Here is a 17,691-nt window from a genome sequence, read left to right as displayed (position 1 = left end):
GAGGAAATGTGCTCCACCGGTTCCAGGGAAAGAGCGCGATGGCCGCCGGAGCGGTCGGCGTTCTCTTTCTCGCGCAGCTCGTAAGTGGTTCCTCATCGGCTGCGGCGGGGGAAACCGAGGTCACTCCGCCGCCCCTCTCGCAGGATCAGGTCGAAAAGCACCTGAAGGAATTCGAACGAATAGCGGACGCGCACGGTGGCGACCGGGCGTCAGGCACACAGGGATACGCGGAATCGGTGACGTACGCCGAGAAGCTGCTCAAGGCGGCGGGGTACACGACCCAGCGCCAGGAGTTCCCTTTCCTCTACACCAGAACACTTGAGGAAAAGCTCGTGCTGCGGGACGGCGGCACACCGGGCGTCGTGGTCAGCGGCTACTCGCCGTCGACCCCCCAAGGCGGCCTGACGGCACGGCCGGTGGCCCTGGACGGGGACGCCGAGCGGCGGCAGGGCTGCCGCGCCGCCGCCTACGCGGGCGTGCCGGCCGCCGGGCGGATCGCGCTCGTCGACGCCGGTGGCTGCTCCATGGACGACAAGCAGCGGGTGGCCGCCGAGGCGGGCGCGTCCGCCGTGCTCGTCGCCAACACCGGCCCCGGCGAACTGCACACCTGGCTGGCCGACCCCGCCGCCGCCCGCATACCCGTCGGCGGAGTCACCCGGCAGACGGGCCGCCGCCTCGCCGACGAGGCACGGGCCGGACACACCGTCCAGGTCACCCTCCGCTCGCTCACCGAGCGCCGCACCACCGAGAACCTGATCGCCGTGAGCCCCGGTGGCGACCCCGGGCACACCGTGGTCTCCGGCGCCCACCTCGACTCCGTGCCGGAGGGACCCGGCATCAACGACAACGGCGTCGCCGCCGCCGTCCTGCTGGAGAGCGCCCTGGCCGCGGCCGGCGACCACGGCGGGCCCGGCGACAACCGCCTGGTGTTCGGCTTCTGGGGCGCCGAGGAGTTCGGCCTCCTCGGCTCGCAGCACTACGTCGACTCGCTGACCCCCGAGGAGCGCCGGCGCACCGCGCTGTACCTCAACCTGGAGATGATCGGCGGCTCCAACTACGGCCTCTTCACGCTCGATTCCGACGCCGTCGACCCCGGCACCGGACAGCGCCCCGCGCCCGGCTCCCAGGAGATCGAGCGCAGGCTGACCGAGGCGTTCGCCGCCCAGGGCCGCACATCCCGGCCCGCCTCCGCCGACGGGCGCTCCGACTACGTGGCGTTCCGCGGCGCGGGCATCCCCGCCGGCGGGCTCTACGGCGGCTCGTTCGAGACCAAGACCGCCGAACAGGCCGCTCTGTGGGGCGGCAGCGCGGACCGGCCCTACGACCCCTGCTACCACCTGACGTGCGACAGGACGGCGCAGTACAGCCGCGAGGGCGCGGCACTGCACGGGCAGGCGTTCCAGACCGTGCTCACCCACTACGCCCGGCACCGGCTGGGGGAGGGGAGCGCCGGCGGTGACCGATGAGGCCGCGCCCGAGGGACGGCACGAGGCCGCCCACCGGCAGGTGGTCGGCGCGCTCATCCGCGATCCGCTCGGCCGGATCTTCGTGCAGCGCCGCTCGGCCGACCGGCGTCTGTTCCCCGGCTGCTGGGACGTCGTGGGCGGCGCCGTGGAGGCCGGGGAGAGCCGGCACGAGGCCCTGCGCAGGGAGATCTTCGAGGAGACGGGCTGGCGGCTGCGCCAGGTGCTGGCCCGCGTCGTGCACGAGAGCTGGACGGCGGACGGCGTACGGCACCTGGAGTCCGACTACGTCGTCGACGTGGACGGGGACCTGTCGGCGCCCCGCCTCGAACGGGACAAGCACCCGGAGTTCGCGTGGGTGGCGCCCGAGGACGTCTCCCTGCTCGACGAGAACGTCCGGCGTGGCGCGGGCACCTTCATCAAGGACGCGGTGACCGCCGGACACGTCTGGCTCGCCGGGGCCGCGGGCCGCTGAGGGCCCGTCGCCGCCGATTCTTCTCCGTTCCGTTCTGGATTCTTCTCCGTCCTCGACCACGTACGTCCACATCTACGTCTTCGTCCACGCTTTCGTCTTCGTCACCCGTCATCGGCAGAGGCAATTACGCGAGGGGGATGTTCCGCATGTCCACTGTTTCACCGAAGCGTGCGCAACCGAGGCCGCGGGCCCTGATGGTCGGATTCGCGGGCCACCAGGGGAAGGAGTACTTACCGGTCGTACGGGAGTACGCCGATATCGTCGGAGGAATAGATGTCGCCCCCGAAGGAGGGGCGCTCGCCGACCACTGGGGATTTCCCCGATTCACCGGAATCGGGGAGGCGTTGAAGCGGGTCGACTTCGACGTCGCGATGGTCACCGTGCCGCACAGCGAGCATTTTCCGGTGTGCAGAGAACTGCTGCTCCATGGTAAACACATAGTCAAGGAGAAGCCGTTCGCCGTCACCGAGGAAGAGGCCCGTCAGCTCGTCGAACTCGCCGAGGCGGCGGACCGCAGCGTCTATACGCTCCTCCAACGCAATTTCAACCCGGTGTTCCGGTTCGCGCGCAGGAACCTGGCCCGGATCGGCGAGCCCTACTGGTTCTCGTACGACTACCACTTCAACCTCGCCCAGCCGACGAGCGGTTGGCGCGCCTCCCGCGAGCAGGCGCTCGGCGGGGTGCTGCTCGACATGGGCTACCACCTCATCGACGTGCTCAGCGGGATGTTCCCCGAGCCGACCCGCGTGAACGCCGCCTTCGTCCACCACTACCAGGAGATGCGCGACCGGCACCTGGAGGACCTGGTCAGCCTCATGTGCAGCTACCCGTCGCCGACCCTGTCCGGCTCGCTGCGCATCTCCCGGCACAACCACGAGAAGTCCGAACGCCTCTGCGTCCTCGGCACCGGCGGCGCGCTGAACGTGGAACCCCACGCCGCCACCGTGCACTCCACCGGCGGCCGGCTCCTCGAACGCTTCACCCTGCCGGGGCCCAAGACCGACGCCGTACGCGCCATGATCGCCCACTACCTCGGACACCTCGACGATCGTGACGTCCGCGACGAGCACGTCCGCCGGCAACTCACCACCGTGCGCGTGATCGACGGGATCTACCGCGAGCGGTCCCGGGAGCGCAACGCACTCGCCGACCGGACCACCTGACCCCACCGTCCCGAGGCACCTGGAGAGAAACGTGACGTTGAGCATCATCCTGACGCGCACGCCGGGGGAGTATCTCGCCGCCGCCCTCGACCGGCCCGCCACCGCACCACCGGCCGTCCCCGTGCTCGACCCGACGGCCCGCCACGTGTGGCCCCGCCGGATCGCCGCGCGCCTCGGCCTGCCGCTGATCACCGCCCCCGACCACGCCGCCGGCCCGGACCGGACCGCGGGACCCGCGCCCGACGACGGCACCCGCGACGACGACGTCCTCCTGGGCGCCGCCCTCACCGAACTGCGCGCCGGCCGGGAGGACCACCTCGTCGTCGCCGTCGCCCACGGCGACGACCACGCCTACGCCCACCCGGCGGCCGTCTACGCCCTCGCCAAACGCGCCCGGCTCCTGCTGGCCGCCAACGAGGACGACATCCACCGGACCGTACGGTCGGCGACACCCCGCTTCCTGACCCTCGTCGGCCCCGCCGCGCTCCTCGACTTCGGCCTCACCACGCGGATCCGCGCCCGCTTCCCCACACTCGACCTGGGCGTCCTCTACGCGCACAGCCCCGCCAAACTCAGCGAGCTCGTCCTCAAGACACTCGCCTACCCGGCGGCCCCCGCCGCCGCGGACGTGCTCGTCGCCCCGCTCCTCAAGGGCAACGAACCCCTCCACAACGGACCGCTGACCATCTACCCCCAGGACGCCGTCGACGCCGCCGCCTTCGCACGGCCCGTCCCCGCGCCGGGCGCCGCCACCGAGCCGGCGCCGCCCGGCGAACCCGGCCCGATGCACCGCCTGTTCAGCGTCATCACCCACGGCAGCGAGGACTACCTGCGCCTCACCTCGCGGGACATCCTCTGCGGCCTCACCCCCGACCCCGCCGAACAGGAGGCGGCACGGCGGGAGTCCCGCACCCTGCCCGCCTGCATGCACGGCGGCGACTGCGTCTACCCCGACGCGCGGCGCTGGGACCCGGCCGCCGTCGCCGCCCAGATCGTGTTCGCCAACGCCTGCCTCACCCTCAAGCTCGGCAGCCAGCTCTTCGGCCGCCACAACAGCTTCACCGTCGCCCAGCGCTTCCTCGACTCCTGGGCCGGCACCTACATCGCCAGCCCCCTGCTCAAGGACGGCACCCCCGGCGAGAACCTGCTCTTCCACTACCTGCTCGACGAGGGCGGCAGCGTCGGCGGCGCGGTCCGCCAGGTCAACGACAGCCTGCGGCGCTGGGGCATCGACGCCCCCGAGGTCCTCGTCGTCGGCGACCCGGAGGCCCGCTACGCCCCCGCCGCCGAGGCGCCCGTGCCGGACGCGGTGACCTGCCAGGAGGAGCCGGGCCGCGCCGAGATCACCTTCGAGGGACGGCTGCCCGCCTTCACCCGCGTCCCCCTCAAGGACCCCGAGCTGCGCGAGGCCCACCGCGGCGGACAGCTCCGCCTCGTCCCCGCCGAGCCGTTCGGCGGCAAGCTGCCCCTCTACGGCACCTTCGGCGAGAGCGCCGACGGCGAACTGTCCGCGCTGGTCTTCGGATTCCAGGAGCGCACGCTCACCGGCACGGAGACCTCACGCACCCTCACCGTCGCCCCGCGCAGGCCCTCGGCGGCCGACCGCATCGTGCGCGCCGTCGAGCGCTACGAGAACCTCGCCGCGCTCGACATCAAGCTCGACAAGACCCGCTCGGTGCTCACCGACACGGCCAACAGCCTGCCCGCCGTGGCCCGCAGGACCAAGGAGCACATCGGCGACCTCACCCAGTCCGACCCGCTGCACCGGGCCACCGAGCGCATCCTCGCCAACTGCGCCCGCCTCGACCGCCACCTGCTGGACACCCTGCTGCGCCTCACCGAGACCCGCGAGTACCACTTCGTGGAGGCGTACCGGCCCACGTACGCCGTCGAGGAGGTCCGCAGCCCCTACGGCGCGTGCCTCTACTGCGGCGAGGCCACCCACCGGTACACCAGCGCCCACGTGCTGCGCCCCTGGCTGCGCCGCCACCTCATCAGCTGCCCCGTCTGCGGCGCCACCCAGGACACCGAGGACGCCACGGTGAGCCTGGCCATCGAGGGGGACGCCGTCCTCGCGCCCGACAGCACGACCGCGCTGCGGGTCCGGATCACCAACGACGGCGCCCAGGACCTCGACCTGCTCCTCGGGGCCCGGATCACGCGCGGCAAACCGCACGGCTTCCGGTTCTCCCTGAGCCCCGACCGGCTGACCGTCCCCGCGGGCACCACCGCCACGACCGGGCTGACCATCGTCACCGGCCGGCCGGCGTCCCTGCACGCCATGCTGCTCCGCTTCTACGCCGTCGGCCTGGGACGCATCGACTTCGCGGGCCGCGACCTGCGGTTCCGCTGACCGCCACCCCTTTCCGTACGGCGCCACGACCTCCCACGTACCGCCGCCACTCCCCACGCCAGGAAGGACCCATGACGACCGCCGACAAGCTCGCCCTCCTCGGAGGCAGCCCCGCCATCGACCGGCCGCTTCCCCACGAGATCTGGCCGCCCCGCGCGGACGAGGCCGAACTGGCCGCGCTCACCGAGCAGCGGCAGACCGACATCTCCATCAAGGGCAACAGCGGCCCCATCGGCCGACTGGAGGCCGAGTTCCTCGCCTTCCTCGACCACGGCGTCCGCTACGCCGTCACCTTCAACTCCGGCACCAGCGCCCTGCTCGCCGCCTACTTCGCCCTCGGCGTCCGCGAGGGCACCGAGGTCGTCGGGCCCGCGCTCACCTATCACGCGGCGCTCAGCCCCGTCTTCGCGCTGCGCGGCGACGTGGTCCTCGCCGACATCGACCCCGTCAGCCGCGGCCTTGACCCCAAGGCCCTGGAAGCGGCGATCACCGAGAACACCCGGGTCGTCACCGTCGTCCACCAGTGGGGGCACCCCTGCGACATGGACGCCATCCTCCAGATCGCCGACCGCCACGGGCTGCGCGTCCTGGAGGACTGCTCCCACGCCCACGGCAGCCGCTACAAGGGCAAGCCGGTCGGCACCTTCGGCGACGCCGCGGTCTTCTCCCTCCAGGCCAACAAGGCCGTCTACGCCGGCGAGGGCGGCATCCTCGTCACCGACGACGCGCTCGTGCAGGACCGCGCCACCCTCCTGGGCCACTACCGCGACCGCTCCCGCGAGGCGGTCCTCGACGAGGAGCTGCGCACGCACTGGGTCACCGGCTTCGGCCTGAAGCTGCGGATGTCGCCGTTCAACGCGGTCGTGGCCCGGCACGCGCTCGCCGCCTTCCCCGCCCGCATGCGGGCCCGCCACCGCTGCCTCGACCACTTCGGTGAACTGCTGCGCGACGTCGACTACCTGGAGCCCGTGCGGATCCCCGACCACGTCGACATGGGCGCCTGGTACGGCTACAAGCCGCTCTACCGGCCCGAGGCGCTCGGCGGTGTGCCGCGCTCCGTGCTGATCGACGCGCTGCGGGCCGAGGGCATGGAGGTCGGCGCGCCGTCCGGCCCCCAGCTGTCCACCCTGCCGCTGTACGCGCGCTCGGACAACCCGCTCTTCCCCGGCACCCCCAAGCGCGCCAACGCCCCCGCGCCCGGCTCGCACGCCGCCCACGTCGAGGCGCACGCGCTGTCCCTGCCCACCTTCACGAACTGGCCCGAGGACGTGACGCTCATCGAGGCGTACGCCGAGGCCTTCCGCAAGATCGGACGGCACCGCGAGGCGCTGGCCGCCCACGCGGCCGGGACGCCCCGCTAGGGCCGTGCTCCCCGACTGCTGCCACGAGCAACGATCCCGCCACCACCGCAGGAAAGGACAACCATGACCGTCAAGGAATCCCCCGAGGCCGCCGCCAAGGTCCTCGAGCACGTCATGACCGGAGACGACCTGCCGGACGACTTCTCCCTGCTGGGCCGCGAGTGGATCCTGCACCGCGGCGTCTTCCCCGGCACCCTGACCGCCGCCACCGAGGTCATGGCCTCGATCGTGCCCTACCCCGAGGGCGGCTCCTTCCTGGAGGTCGGCTGCGGCACCGGCGTCATCTCCGTGACCGCGGCGCTCAGCGGCTGTACGAACGTGACGGCGCTGGACATCAACGAGAAGGCGGTGGTCAACACCCGCGCCAACGCCGAGCGGCACGGCGTCGCGGACCGGGTGCGGGTGCTGCACAGCGACCTGTACGCGGCCCTGGAGTCCACCGACCGGTTCGACGCGATCTTCTGGAACGTGCCCTGGACGTACGTGGAGGACGGCTTCCCGCTCTCCAGCGACCTGCACTCCGCCGTCTTCGACCCCGGCTACCAGGGCCAGTCCCGGTTCATCGCCGGCGCCCGCGACCACCTGGCCGACGGCGGCCGGCTCCTGATCGGCACGGCCGACCTGGGCGACCGCGAGCGGATCGACGCCTTCGCCGCCGAGGCGGGGATGAGCGTCGAGATGCTGCGCCGCGTGCGCCGCATCGAGGTCGTCCGCGTCATGGAGTACCACCTGCTCGAACTGCGCGCCAAGTGAGCCCGCCGTCCCGGCGGGCGATTCCCCGGCCCGCCGGGACGGCTCCCTCCCTCCCACGACATGCGAGGCACCCTCATGCCCCAGCAGGCCGACCTCGAACTGGCCCTGGAACTCGGCGACATCGCCGACCGCGTCACCACCCGCCGCTTCCGGGCGCGCGACCTGCGGGTGAGCGAGAAGCCCGACCGCACCCCCGTCACCGACGCGGACACCACCGTCGAGGCGGCCGTACGCGAGGCCCTGCGCGCCGCCCGCCCCGAGGACGACTTCGCGGGGGAGGAGACCGGCGGCGAGGCCACCGCGGGACGCACCTGGATCGTCGACCCCATCGACGGGACCAAGAACTTCCTGCGCGGGGTGCCGGTCTGGGCCACGCTGATCGCCCTCCTGGAAGACGGCCGGCCCACCGTCGGCGTCGTCAGCGCCCCCGCCCTGCACAGCCGTTGGTGGGCGGCGGCCGGGAGCGGCGCCTGGCTGCGGCGCGGGCCGGCCGACAGCACCCCGGAGCGCCTGCACGTCTCCGGCGTCACCCGCCTGGAGAGCGCCTATCTGTCCACCACCAACACCCGTACCTGGGACGCCTTCCACGCGCGCGCGGCGTATCTGCGCCTCGCCGACGCCTGCTGGGAGGACCGCGCCTTCGGCGACTTCCTCCAGCACTGCATGGTCGCCGAGGGCACGATCGACGTCGCGGCCGAACCGGTCGTGAGCCCCTGGGACATCGCCGCCCTGCAGATCCTCGTGGCGGAGGCGGGCGGTCTCTGCACCGACCTGCGCGGCGCCTCGCCCCAGCACGGGACGGGTGCCCTGTCGGCCAATCCGCAGCTGCACCGGCTCGCGGTGGAGGTCCTCGCGGAGACGACCGGCACGACCGAGCCCCGCGCCGTGACCGCCACGGCCGGTGGCACCACCCCCCGACCCTGACCGACCGACCCCCGACCCTGACCAGGAGACGAGCAACCATGACCGAGTACAAGCCCTCCGTGCGCCCCGCCACCCGTGACGACGTCCCCCGTGCCGTGGCCACCCTCGCCGGCGCGTTCGCCGACTACCCCGCCACGCGGCACACCGTCGACCCGGACCGCCACATCGAGCGGGTCACCGAGCTGCAGGAGCTGTTCCTGACCCGCGTCGGGCTGGACATCGGCAAGGTCTGGGTCGCCGACGACGGCGCCGCGGTGGCGGTCTGGACGACACCGGAGAGCGTCGACGCGGGCGCGGTCTTCGCCGAGATCGGGCCGCGCATGGCCGAGTTGAGCGGTTCCCGGCTGGCCGCGCAGCAGCGGATGGAAGGCCTCCTCGCGCCGCACCGGCCCACGGAACCCGCGTGGTTCCTGGCCACCGTCGGCGTCTCGCCCGACCACCAGGGCAAGGGCCTCGGCAGCGCCGTCGTGCGCCCCGGGGTCGAGGCGGCCGAGCGCGCCGGAGTGCCCGCCTTCCTGGAGACCTCCGACCCGCGCAACCTCCCCTTCTACGAGCGGCTCGGCTTCACCGTCACCGCCGACGTCCAGATCCCCGACGGCGGCCCGCGCACCTGGTGCATGACCCGCAAGCCGGGTGCCTGACCGAGGCCGGGCCGCCGACCGCGGGCCGGGCGCCCGAGAGACAACCGGGAGCCCGGCCCGCAAGCCCGTCGCACGACTTTGAGTGCCCCACCGAAAGGAGCGCACCACCCCATGGCTCCGTCCGAAGCCACCCGGGGCGGCCCCGCCGACCCCGCACCCGCCGTCGTCCCCGATGCCGAACACGCAGCGCAGTTCGGTGCGCAGGAGCGGATCCTGACCCTCGTATGGGGCTACATCTCCTCCGAGATCCTGGACCTGGCGACGCGCCTGGACCTGCCCGACCTGATGGGCACGGAGGAGCGCGCCGCCCCCGACCTGGCCGCCTCCCTGGACACCGACCCCGTCGCCACGCTGCGCCTGCTGCGGGCCTTCGCCGCGCTCGGCCTGGCCGAGGAGACCTCGGCGGGCACCTTCCGGCTGACGCCGGCGGGCCACCGACTGCGGACCGACGCGCCCGATTCGCTGCACGCCTTCGTCCGCCAGGGCATGGGCGTCTTCCGGCAGGCGTGGTCGCACTTCGACCACAGCATCAGGACCGGCGAACCCGCCTTCGACCAGGTCTTCGGCACCGACTTCTTCTCCTACCTCTCCCAGCGGCCGGATCTTTCGGTCACCTTCACGTCCTCCATGCGCGAGGCCACCCGCACCATGAGCACCGCGCTCGCCAAGGAGCAGGAGTACGACTTCTCGTCGTACGGCACCGTGGTGGACGTCGGCGGCGCCGACGGATCCCTGCTGGCGGCCGTGCTGGGCGCGCATCCCCGCGTCCGGGGCGTGGTCTTCGACTCGCCGGAGGGAGCGCGCGACGCGGCCGGGACGCTGCGCGCGGCCGGGGTGGGGGAGCGCGGCCGGGTCGAGACCGGGGACTTCTTCGCGCGGGTGCCCGGCGGTGGCGACCTCTACGTACTCAAGAGCATCCTGCACGACTGGAGCGACGCACGGTCGGCGGACATCCTGCGGACCGTCCGGGCCGCCATGCCCGCCCACGCCAGGCTGCTGATCGTCGAAGTACTGCTGCCCGACACGGTGGACAGCTCCGCGCATCCGCTCGGCTACCTCAGCGACCTGTACATGCTGGTGAACATGGGCGGGCGCGAGCGCAGCGAGCGGGACCTGCGCGCGCTGCTGGCGGACACCGGGTTCCGTACGACCCGGGTCCTCACGCCGCCCGGCCTCACACCGTTCTCCCTCATCGAGGCGGAGCCGGTCTAACCGGCCTTCTCGGAACGGGAGTCGATGAGCACCCAGGCGAGCAGCGCCGTCAGGAGCAGCACGCCGACGGCGAAGCCGATGGCCACGGTGTAGCCGTGCACCGTGCCGTCGACCGTGGCGGCGGGCGAGTCGCCGTGCTCCCTCAGATAGGCGGCGGTGGCGCCGGTCGACACGGTGTTCAGGAGCGCCACGCCCAGGGCGCCGCCCACCTGTTGGGCGCTGTTGACCACGGCCGCCGCCGCGCCCGCCTCGTGCGGGGCCACCTCGGCGGTGGCCGTGTGCATCGCGGGCATCATCATGCAGCCGATGCCGAGCCCGATGAGGATCTGGGCGGGCAGCAGGTGCGTCGGATACACCTGCGGGGTGTCCGCCTCGAGGCGGGTGAGCAGCGCCATGCCGGTCGCGGCGGCCAGCAGCGCGCCCACGATCAGCGTACGAGGACGGGTGCGGGGCAGCAGCCGGGCCGCGATCAGCGAGGAGCCCACGGCGATGCCGAGTCCCAGCGGCAGGAAGGCGACCCCCGTCAGGACGGGCGAGTAGCCCAGGATCCCCTGGAGGTAGTACGTCAGGAACAGGAAGAGCCCGAACAGGCCGATCTGCGGCAGCCCCACGACCAGGAACGAGCCGCCCCGCACCCGATGGGCGACCACTCGGGGAGGCAGCAGCGGATCCGGGACCCGCCGCTCGACCAGTGCGAACGCCACCAGCATCAGCACGCCGAGGCCGAGCAGCCCGACGACCAGGGGATCGCCCCAGCCCCGTTCGGCCTCGGCGAACGCGTAGACGATCGCCACCAGTCCGCCGCAGCCGAGGAGCGTGCCGGGCAGGTCGAGGCGCACGGTGCGGTCCGTGCGCCGGTCGCACGGGAGCAGCCGGCAGCCGAGCAGGGCCAGGAGCGCGACCGGGGCGTTGACGTACAGGCACCAGCGCCAGTCGAGGTACTCGGTCAGCAGCCCGCCGGCCAGCAGGCCCACGGCCGCGCCACCGCCGCTGACCGCGCCGTACACGCCGAACGCCCTGCCGCGCTCGCCGGGTTCGGTGAACAGCGTGTTGATGAGCGCGAGCGCGGCGGGCGCGAGGGCCGCGGCGAAGGCGCCCTGCAACGCGCGGGCCACGAAGAGCGTGCCCGGGTCGGGGGCCGCGCCGCCCAGCAGCGAGGCGAGCCCGAAGCCGAGGATGCCGATGGCGAAGACCCGCCGGCGCCCGAAGGCGTCGGCGATCCGGCCGCCGAGCAGCAACAGCCCGCCGAAGGGCAGGGTGTAGGCGGTGATGACCCACGGGCGGCTCGTGTCGGACATGCCGAGGTCGTCCTGCACCGAGGGCAGGGCGATGTTGACGATGGTCCCGTCGAGCACCACCAGGAGCTGCGCCGCCAGGATGACGACCAGCCCCCACCAGCGGCGCGGATCGGGCGCGGCCGACGCCCCCTCCTGGTCCCGCGTCCCTTCCCGAAGGGCGGCCGATTCCACCGGAACAGCGGAATTCCCGGGCTTTCGCGCCATGAACTGCAGCCTCCTGAAGGGAAAGGACGTAGAGGCCTCAGCCCAGCAAAGAGCGCGAAGAGCTGTCCAACAACCAGCGTTTCTCCGCCGACAAGAAGCCCTTGTCGCCGCGTTGACAGAGCGATGACCCGCGCCCGTAAAGTCCCGCTCGTAAAGTCTCCTCACGTTCCGCCCGTAAAGTCTCCGCGCATGCGCCGCGCCGAAGATTGGATTCCGTCAGATGCCCCGGCACGTCCGCCACGACGGCAGCACCGTACGCATCAAGGCGCCGAGCGCCCCCCGGCCGTTCCCGGTGCCCCGGCCGGCCGTCATGCCGGGGGACGGCTGGGAGGACGACACCACGGTGAAGGGCGTGCGGTACGACGGGACGGTCCTCGCCGGGCTGGACGCCGAGGCCGTGGAGGCGGAGCGGTGCCGCTTCGAGAACACCCGGTTCACCGGCAGCGAGCTGCGGCGTTCGGTGCTCTCCGACTCGCACTTCGACACCTGCGACTTCGCCCAGGTGCGGGCCCGTGACGTGTCGCTGATCCGCTGCGCCGTCACGTCGAGCCGCCTCACGGGCTCTTCCTGGGGACCGGGCACGTTCCGTGACGTGCGCTTCGACGGCTGCCGGAGCGATCTCGCGCTGTTCCGCTACTCGACGTTCCATTCCGTGGTATTCGCCGACTGCAATGTGCAGGGCGCCGATTTCCAGAGCGCGGAACTCAGGTCCGTGCGTTTTGTGAACTGCAGTCTGGTGGGGGCGCAGTTCTCCCACGCGGACATGAAGAACGTACGTTTCGAGAACTGCGACCTGGCCGATGTCAACGGAGTCACCGGCTTCCGGGGCGCCACGGTGCAGGGGCCGGGCGCGATGGACCTGGCACTCCTCGTCGCCGAGGAAATGGGCGTCACCATCGAGGCGTAGCGCCGGCCGGGGGACGGCCCGCCACGGACCGGCGGTCACCAGCCGGTGAGCAGCAGATGGTTCACGGCGAGGGCGAGCACGGCCTGGGCGGCCAGCCAGCGCCGACGGGCCGCGTCCGGGAGGAGCGCGGTGGCCGCGAGCAGGAACGTGGCGAAGGGCAGCCAGATGCGCTCGGTCTCCGCCTTGCTCATGCCGGACAGGTCGGCGGCCGCGAGCGCCAGCAGGGCGGCCAGGACGAGCGCGACCAGGCGGTGGGGGGCCGTGGCCCCGCCGGTGGCCAGGTGCCGGAGCGCGGTGGGCGCGGACGCCAGGGTCCTGCGCAGGCCCGCGACGCCGGCGAGGCCGACGACGAGCACCGTGCAGGCGAGGTTGGCCCAGACGAAATAGCCGTACGGCCTGATGCCGCCCGCCCCTTGGTAGTAGCGCTCGACGAGCAGGTGGTAGGCCTCCCACCAGTCGAAGCCCGCGAGGGTGAAGGCGAGCGGCGCGACGGCGAGCCCGGCGAGGAAGAGGGGGAGGGGGCGAAGGGTGCGGGCGACGAGCAGGACGGCGGCGCAGACCAGGGCGAAGAGGGGAAGGCCGTAGGAGAGGTAGCAGGTGAGCCCGAAGAGGAGCCCGGAGCCGAGCGCAGCCGCGCCGGGGGATCGGGCCGTGCGGGTCGCGGCCGACGCGAGCAGGGCGACCGTCCAGGCGGTGACGGCCGCGAAGTAGCCGTCGGCCGAGGCGCCGACCCAGATCGCGGCGGGCGCGAGGACGAGGAAGGGGGCGGCCCGGCGGGCGGTCGTCTCGTCGGCCAGCGTGCGCAGGGTGATCAGGACGGCGACCACCGCGGTGCTGCCCGCGGTGACGCAGAAGGCCCCGGCCCAGCCGCCGCCGCCCAGACCGATCCGGTCGAGGAGGACGAAGGTGAGCGTGGCGCCCGGCGGGTGTCCCGCGGTGTGGGCGGGCCAGTGGTCGGGCGCGTCGATCAGGATGTGCCGGTTGAAGTCCCGCAGCGTCGCGGGGATGTCGTCGAAGCGGTCGACGACCTGGAGGTACTCGTACGTGGTGGTGAGCCGCCGCGCGACGCCGCGGTGCCAGCCGTCGACGAGCGCGAGCGACCAGATCCAGGCCAGGGACGTGCCCCAGGCGGTCAGGAGGAGCGAGCGCCAGGGCAGCCGGGCGGCGAGGGGCGGGGCGTAGGCGATCACCAGGGCGGCGACGGTGAGCGCGGCGGGCGTGCCCGGTCCGATGTGCGGGTCCCATGAGGCGTACAGCGGTGGCCAGTTGAGGTGGAGGGTGCCGTGGGCGTCCTCGATGTGCATGCCGACGCCGATGGCCGCGGCGACGAGAAGGGCCCCGAATCCGGCCGCGGCCAGGTCGAGTCGGCTGCCGGTGCGTTCTGTGGTGCTCACGTCCGCACGCTAGGCGCGGGCGGCGCCGGAACGGGACGCCCACGGCAGGACGTCAGCGTTTCGTCATGAGTCGACGCCCCGCCGCGGGCCGGTGCGCGGCATACCGTCGAGCCATGCCTCCCGCACCACGGATCACCTCCCCGGCCCGTCCCGGATTCTGGCGCAGCCCACTGCGGGGCCCCTGGCTCACGTCGCTCCTCGGCGTCGTCCTGCTGGCCGGAATCCCCGTGCTGTTCGTGACCGGCCTGCTGTCGTACGCCGCCTACAACCCGAACCTGTCGCCACTCAACGACAAGACGCCGGACAAGGGCCTGCTCGGCTTCTACCTCTTCGACTGGCCCACCGACCCGCACTGGCTCTACCGCCTCAGCCAGGGCCTGCACGTCACGGTCGGCATCACGCTGATCCCGGTGCTGCTCGCCAAGCTGTGGTCGGTGATCCCGAAGCTCTTCGCGCTGCCTCCGGCACGGTCGGTGGGGCACGCCCTGGAGCGGCTCTCGCTGCTCCTGCTGGTCGGCGGGGCCCTGTTCGAGTTCGCCACCGGCGTGCTCAACGTCCAGTTGGAGTACCTCTTCCCGGGCTCCTTCTATCCGCTGCACTTCTACGGCGCCTGGGTGTTCTTCGCGGCCCTCGTGGCGCACGTCGCGCTGCGGCTGCCCGCGGCCGTCCGCGTCCTGCGCGAGCAGGGGTTCCGCGCCAGGCTGCGGGACCCGCGTCCGGAGCCGTACGAGGACGGCGGCCTCGTGTCCCCCCGCCCGGCCGAGCCGACGGTGTCGCGGCGCGGGGCGCTCGGCATGGTCGGTGCGGGCTCCGCCCTGCTGTTCGTGACGACGGCGGGCCAGAGCTTCGACGGCCCCCTGCGCCGCACTGCCCTGCTGGCGCCGCACGGCGGCGCGGAACCGGGCAGCGGGCCGAACGGCTTTCAGACCAACAAGACGGCGGCGAGGGCGGGGATCGCGGCCGCCGACACGGGGGAGGCGTGGCGGCTGGTCGTCGAAGGACCCGGCGGTGTCGTCCGGCTCTCGCGGGACCAGCTCCTGCGACTGCCGTTGCACGATGCCGCGTTGCCCATCGCGTGCGTGGAGGGCTGGTCGACCTCGGACCAGCGGTGGCGCGGGGTGCGCCTGCGGGACCTCGCGGTCCTGGCCGGCGCCGACGCGGGTGCGGAGCCGGACGTCCTCGTCGAATCCCTGCAACTGCGCGGCGCGTTCCGCAGGGCCGCGCTGCGCGACAACCAGGTCCGCGATCCGCGTTCGCTCCTCGCCCTGCGGGTCAACGGCGAGGACCTGTCACCGGACCACGGATACCCGGCGCGGATCATCGTCCCGGCCGCGCCCGGCGTGCTCAGCACCAAATGGGTGTCCCGCCTGACCTTCGGAGGAGTGCGATGACCGTGCGCCGCGGCGGTGCCATGAGCGACCGGTTCCGGCGCTGGTACGGCGAAGGCCCCCTGCAACTCGTCGTCCTGCTCGGCTCGTTCGCGGTCGCCGGGTACGCGGGGGTGCGCCTCCTCGACGGCGACCGGCTGCTCGTCGCCCTCTGGTTCGCGGGTGCGGCGCTGGTGCACGACGTGCTGTTCGTGCCGCTGTACGCCGTGGCGGACGGTGTCCTGCGGGCCGCCGTCCGCCGGGGCGGGAGGCCGCGGGAGCGGGTCGCCCTCATCCGCGTGCCGGCTTTCCTGTCCGGCCTGTTGCTGGTGGTCTGGTTCCCGCTGATCGCCGGGCGGGTCGGGCGCTACGAGTCCACGACGGGGCTGCCCGCCGGTGTGTTCCTCACCCGTTGGCTGCTCATCACGGCCGCGTTGTTCGCCGCCGCCGCATCGTGGCGGGCGCTGTGCGCGGTGGGCGGGCGGCGCAGCGCCAGGAAGCGGCGGCCGCCGGAGGTCCACTGATCGGCCAGGCGCCAGCCGAGCGGTCGGGTGTGGCGCAGCAGGGCGCGGGCCCCGAGCCGGGACCAGAGGAACGGCTCGCCCGGTGAGCCGCGCCCGTCGTCCACGGACACCTCGACGCGCTCGTCGACGTCCGTCGGGACGGTCTCGGCGATCAACAGGCCGCCGGGGCGCAGGAGTTGGGCGACGCGCGTGAGGAGCGCCGAGGGGTCGCCGCCGATGCCCACGTTGCCGTCGACGAGCAGCGCGGTGCCCCAGCGTCCCTCGCCCGGCAGCGGGTCGAAGACGGAACGGAGCAGCGCCGCTCCGCCGCTCCGGAGCGTACGCTCGACGGCCGCCTCGCTGACGTCGATGCCGAGGGCACGGTCGCCACGGGCGGCGAGAGCGGCGACCAGGCGGCCCGGCCCGCAGCCGACGTCGAGGACGCTGCCCTCGCAGCGGCGCAGCGCGGAGAGGTCGGCGGGGTCGGGCGGCGCGCACCAGCGTTCGACCTCCAGCGGAAGGAGCCAGCCGTCGCTGCGGCGCAGGAACAGGGGGCCGCGGCCGTCGCGCAGGGCGTTCGCGTAGGGATCCGCGCGCCAGGAGGCGGGCCCGCCGGCGCGGGTGGTGGCGGGTGGCACCGTGGTGCTCATCGGTCACCCCCGACGGACGCGGCGGTGAGGCGGGCGAGCGCGGCGGCGAAACGGCTGCCGGGTGCCTCGGCGGCGACGAGGCCGGCGTCGGCGGCGGTGTCGACGTCACGCAGCCGGGGCAGCTCGCGCACCCGCAGTCCGGCGGCGACGAGCCGGGCCCGCTGGAGGGCGCCGGTGTCGGCCCTCGACATGGGGACGCCGCGCAGCAGCTCGGGGTCGGGTTCCGCCAGGCCCAGGGCCCAGAATCCGCCGTCGACGGCCGGGCCGAACCAGGCGTCGGCGTCCCGCCACGCGCCGGCGTCGAGCGCCGGGGCGAGGAGCGAGAGGGTGATCTGGGGCGTGTCCATGCCGACCAACAGGGCCGGCCCGGTACAGGCGGCGAAGGCGGCGGCGAGCCGTTCGTCCAGGCCGCCGGAGCACTGCGGGACCACGTCGATGCCGGGCGGAAGCCAGGGGCCGGGCCGCCCGTCGAGGACCAGGACGCGGCGGCGGGCGGGTGCCGCGCGCACCACGTCGAGGGTGTCGGCGAGGGCCGCGGCGGCGAGCTCGGCGGCCTCCCCGGAGGTGTAGGGCGGCGTGAGGCGGGTCTTGACCCGCCCCGGCACGGGCTCCTTGGCGATGACGAGCAGCGTCGTGTCCGAGGTCGTCACGCGGCCTCCGTCCGGTTCGGGGCGGCGGTCCGCGGCGGCTCGGCGAGCACCGCCCGCATGTCCCGCACCGCGTGCCACGTTCCCCGCCACGTCCCGGTGACCTTCGACTTCCCGGCGCGGGGCAGGTAGGGCACGTCCCGCTCCTCGACGCGCCAGCCCGCGTCGGCGGCGCGCACCACCATCTGCAAGGGATAGCCGCTGCGGCGGTCCGTGAGGCCGAGCCCGAGCAGGGCCTCGCGCCGGGCCGCCCGCATCGGACCGAGGTCGTGCAGGCGCAGTCCCGTGCGGCGCCGCAGCATTCTGGCCAGCGCCACGTTGCCCGCCCGCGCGTGGGCGGGCCAGGCTCCGGGACTCCTCGGGCGGCGCCGCCCGA

At 73.4% G+C, this 17,691-nt stretch carries 15 protein-coding genes and 1 pseudogene; 11 read left to right on the top strand and 5 right to left on the bottom strand.

What is annotated here, in order from left to right; all coding sequences use genetic code 11:
- Positions 1-236: 236 nt before the first annotated feature.
- From AOK22_RS20465 to AOK22_RS20425, 9 genes are all read left to right on the top strand, one after another.
- Positions 237-1,466, top strand: a complete 1,230-nt coding sequence (locus AOK22_RS20465; protein ID WP_055700143.1) for a M28 family peptidase — start codon at positions 237-239, stop codon at positions 1,464-1,466.
- Positions 1,456-1,938 carry an NUDIX domain-containing protein gene (locus AOK22_RS20460; protein ID WP_055700142.1) on the top strand — a complete coding sequence of 161 codons (483 nt, stop codon included), beginning with the start codon at positions 1,456-1,458 and terminating at the stop codon, positions 1,936-1,938. Before AOK22_RS20465 ends, AOK22_RS20460 begins: the two co-directional genes overlap by 11 nt.
- A 137-nt stretch (positions 1,939-2,075) precedes the next feature.
- Complete coding sequence (locus AOK22_RS20455; RefSeq protein WP_341845588.1) at positions 2,076-3,101, top strand: Gfo/Idh/MocA family protein; 1,026 nt, start codon at positions 2,076-2,078, stop codon at positions 3,099-3,101.
- A gap of 31 nt (positions 3,102-3,132) precedes the next feature.
- Positions 3,133-5,454 carry a hypothetical protein gene (locus tag AOK22_RS20450; protein WP_055700141.1) on the top strand — a complete coding sequence of 774 codons (2,322 nt, stop codon included), beginning with the start codon at positions 3,133-3,135 and terminating at the stop codon, positions 5,452-5,454.
- Positions 5,455-5,525: 71 nt separating this feature from the next.
- Positions 5,526-6,815 carry a DegT/DnrJ/EryC1/StrS aminotransferase family protein gene (locus AOK22_RS20445; RefSeq protein WP_055700140.1) on the top strand — a complete coding sequence of 430 codons (1,290 nt, stop codon included), beginning with the start codon at positions 5,526-5,528 and terminating at the stop codon, positions 6,813-6,815.
- Between the two features lie 63 nt (positions 6,816-6,878).
- The gene (locus AOK22_RS20440) at positions 6,879-7,568 is read left to right on the top strand and encodes a methyltransferase (RefSeq protein ID WP_055700139.1); all 690 of its coding nucleotides are present in this window, start codon (positions 6,879-6,881) and stop codon (positions 7,566-7,568) included.
- Between the two features lie 75 nt (positions 7,569-7,643).
- Positions 7,644-8,492, top strand: a complete 849-nt coding sequence (gene hisN, locus AOK22_RS20435) for a histidinol-phosphatase (protein WP_055700138.1) — start codon at positions 7,644-7,646, stop codon at positions 8,490-8,492.
- 38 nt (positions 8,493-8,530) lie between these two features.
- Positions 8,531-9,133 carry a GNAT family N-acetyltransferase gene (locus AOK22_RS20430; protein WP_055700137.1) on the top strand — a complete coding sequence of 201 codons (603 nt, stop codon included), beginning with the start codon at positions 8,531-8,533 and terminating at the stop codon, positions 9,131-9,133.
- A 111-nt stretch (positions 9,134-9,244) separates the two neighbouring features.
- Positions 9,245-10,345, top strand: coding sequence for a methyltransferase (locus AOK22_RS20425; RefSeq protein ID WP_079036702.1), 1,101 nt, complete (start codon positions 9,245-9,247; stop codon positions 10,343-10,345).
- Here AOK22_RS20425 and AOK22_RS20420 read toward each other — a convergent pair.
- Positions 10,342-11,847 carry an MFS transporter gene (locus AOK22_RS20420; protein WP_055700136.1) on the bottom strand — a complete coding sequence of 502 codons (1,506 nt, stop codon included), beginning with the start codon at positions 11,845-11,847 and terminating at the stop codon, positions 10,342-10,344. The genes AOK22_RS20425 and AOK22_RS20420 overlap by 4 nt on opposite strands.
- A 220-nt stretch (positions 11,848-12,067) precedes the next feature.
- On the opposite strand from AOK22_RS20420, the gene AOK22_RS20415 reads away from it, so the two are divergent.
- Complete coding sequence (locus AOK22_RS20415) at positions 12,068-12,754, top strand: pentapeptide repeat-containing protein (protein WP_055700135.1); 687 nt, start codon at positions 12,068-12,070, stop codon at positions 12,752-12,754.
- Positions 12,755-12,789: 35 nt separating this feature from the next.
- Here AOK22_RS20415 and AOK22_RS20410 read toward each other — a convergent pair whose 3' ends face one another.
- A complete protein-coding gene (locus AOK22_RS20410; protein ID WP_055700134.1) occupies positions 12,790-14,148 on the bottom strand; it encodes a hypothetical protein in 1,359 nt (452 codons plus the stop codon).
- 113 nt (positions 14,149-14,261) lie between these two features.
- On the opposite strand from AOK22_RS20410, the gene AOK22_RS20405 reads away from it, so the two are divergent.
- Entirely contained in the window at positions 14,262-15,539 is a 1,278-nt protein-coding gene (locus tag AOK22_RS20405) for a molybdopterin-dependent oxidoreductase (protein ID WP_055700133.1), read from the top strand.
- Between the two features lie 343 nt (positions 15,540-15,882).
- Here the strand turns inward: AOK22_RS20405 and AOK22_RS43875 are convergent, their stop codons facing one another.
- The 3 genes and pseudogenes from AOK22_RS43875 to AOK22_RS20390 all read right to left on the bottom strand — a co-directional run.
- On the bottom strand, positions 15,883-16,668 hold the full coding sequence (locus AOK22_RS43875; protein WP_055700132.1) for a methyltransferase domain-containing protein: 786 nt from the start codon (positions 16,666-16,668) through the stop codon (positions 15,883-15,885).
- Positions 16,665-17,318: a TIGR04282 family arsenosugar biosynthesis glycosyltransferase gene (locus AOK22_RS20395; RefSeq protein WP_055700131.1), complete on the bottom strand. Its 654-nt coding sequence runs from the start codon at positions 17,316-17,318 to the stop codon at positions 16,665-16,667. Before AOK22_RS20395 ends, AOK22_RS43875 begins: the two co-directional genes overlap by 4 nt.
- Positions 17,315-17,691, bottom strand: a pseudogene (locus tag AOK22_RS20390) (glycosyltransferase); the annotation flags it as partial. The pseudogene AOK22_RS20390 and the gene AOK22_RS20395, both read right to left, overlap by 4 nt.

The organism is Streptomyces silaceus, assembly GCF_001419745.1.
In the GTDB taxonomy this organism is placed as follows: Bacteria; Actinomycetota; Actinomycetes; order Streptomycetales; family Streptomycetaceae; genus Streptomyces; species Streptomyces silaceus.
Note: the sequence above shows the minus strand (reverse complement) of the source record. Positions and strands in the feature narration are given on the sequence as shown.

Bases quoted from the DNA above. Each gene is read 5' to 3' on its own strand.
- AOK22_RS20405 (WP_055700133.1), top strand. From the start codon at position 14,262: ATGCCTCCCGCACCACGGATCACCTCCCCGGCCCGTCCCGGATTCTGG.
- hisN (WP_055700138.1), top strand. From the start codon at position 7,644: ATGCCCCAGCAGGCCGACCTCGAACTGGCCCTGGAACTCGGCGACATC.
- AOK22_RS20415 (WP_055700135.1), top strand. From the start codon at position 12,068: ATGCCCCGGCACGTCCGCCACGACGGCAGCACCGTACGCATCAAGGCG.
- AOK22_RS20425 (WP_079036702.1), top strand. From the start codon at position 9,245: ATGGCTCCGTCCGAAGCCACCCGGGGCGGCCCCGCCGACCCCGCACCC.
- AOK22_RS20455 (WP_341845588.1), top strand. From the start codon at position 2,076: ATGTTCCGCATGTCCACTGTTTCACCGAAGCGTGCGCAACCGAGGCCG.
- AOK22_RS43875 (WP_055700132.1), bottom strand. From the start codon at position 16,668: ATGAGCACCACGGTGCCACCCGCCACCACCCGCGCCGGCGGGCCCGCC.
- AOK22_RS20440 (WP_055700139.1), top strand. From the start codon at position 6,879: ATGACCGTCAAGGAATCCCCCGAGGCCGCCGCCAAGGTCCTCGAGCAC.
- AOK22_RS20445 (WP_055700140.1), top strand. From the start codon at position 5,526: ATGACGACCGCCGACAAGCTCGCCCTCCTCGGAGGCAGCCCCGCCATC.
- AOK22_RS20430 (WP_055700137.1), top strand. From the start codon at position 8,531: ATGACCGAGTACAAGCCCTCCGTGCGCCCCGCCACCCGTGACGACGTC.
- AOK22_RS20420 (WP_055700136.1), bottom strand. From the start codon at position 11,847: ATGGCGCGAAAGCCCGGGAATTCCGCTGTTCCGGTGGAATCGGCCGCC.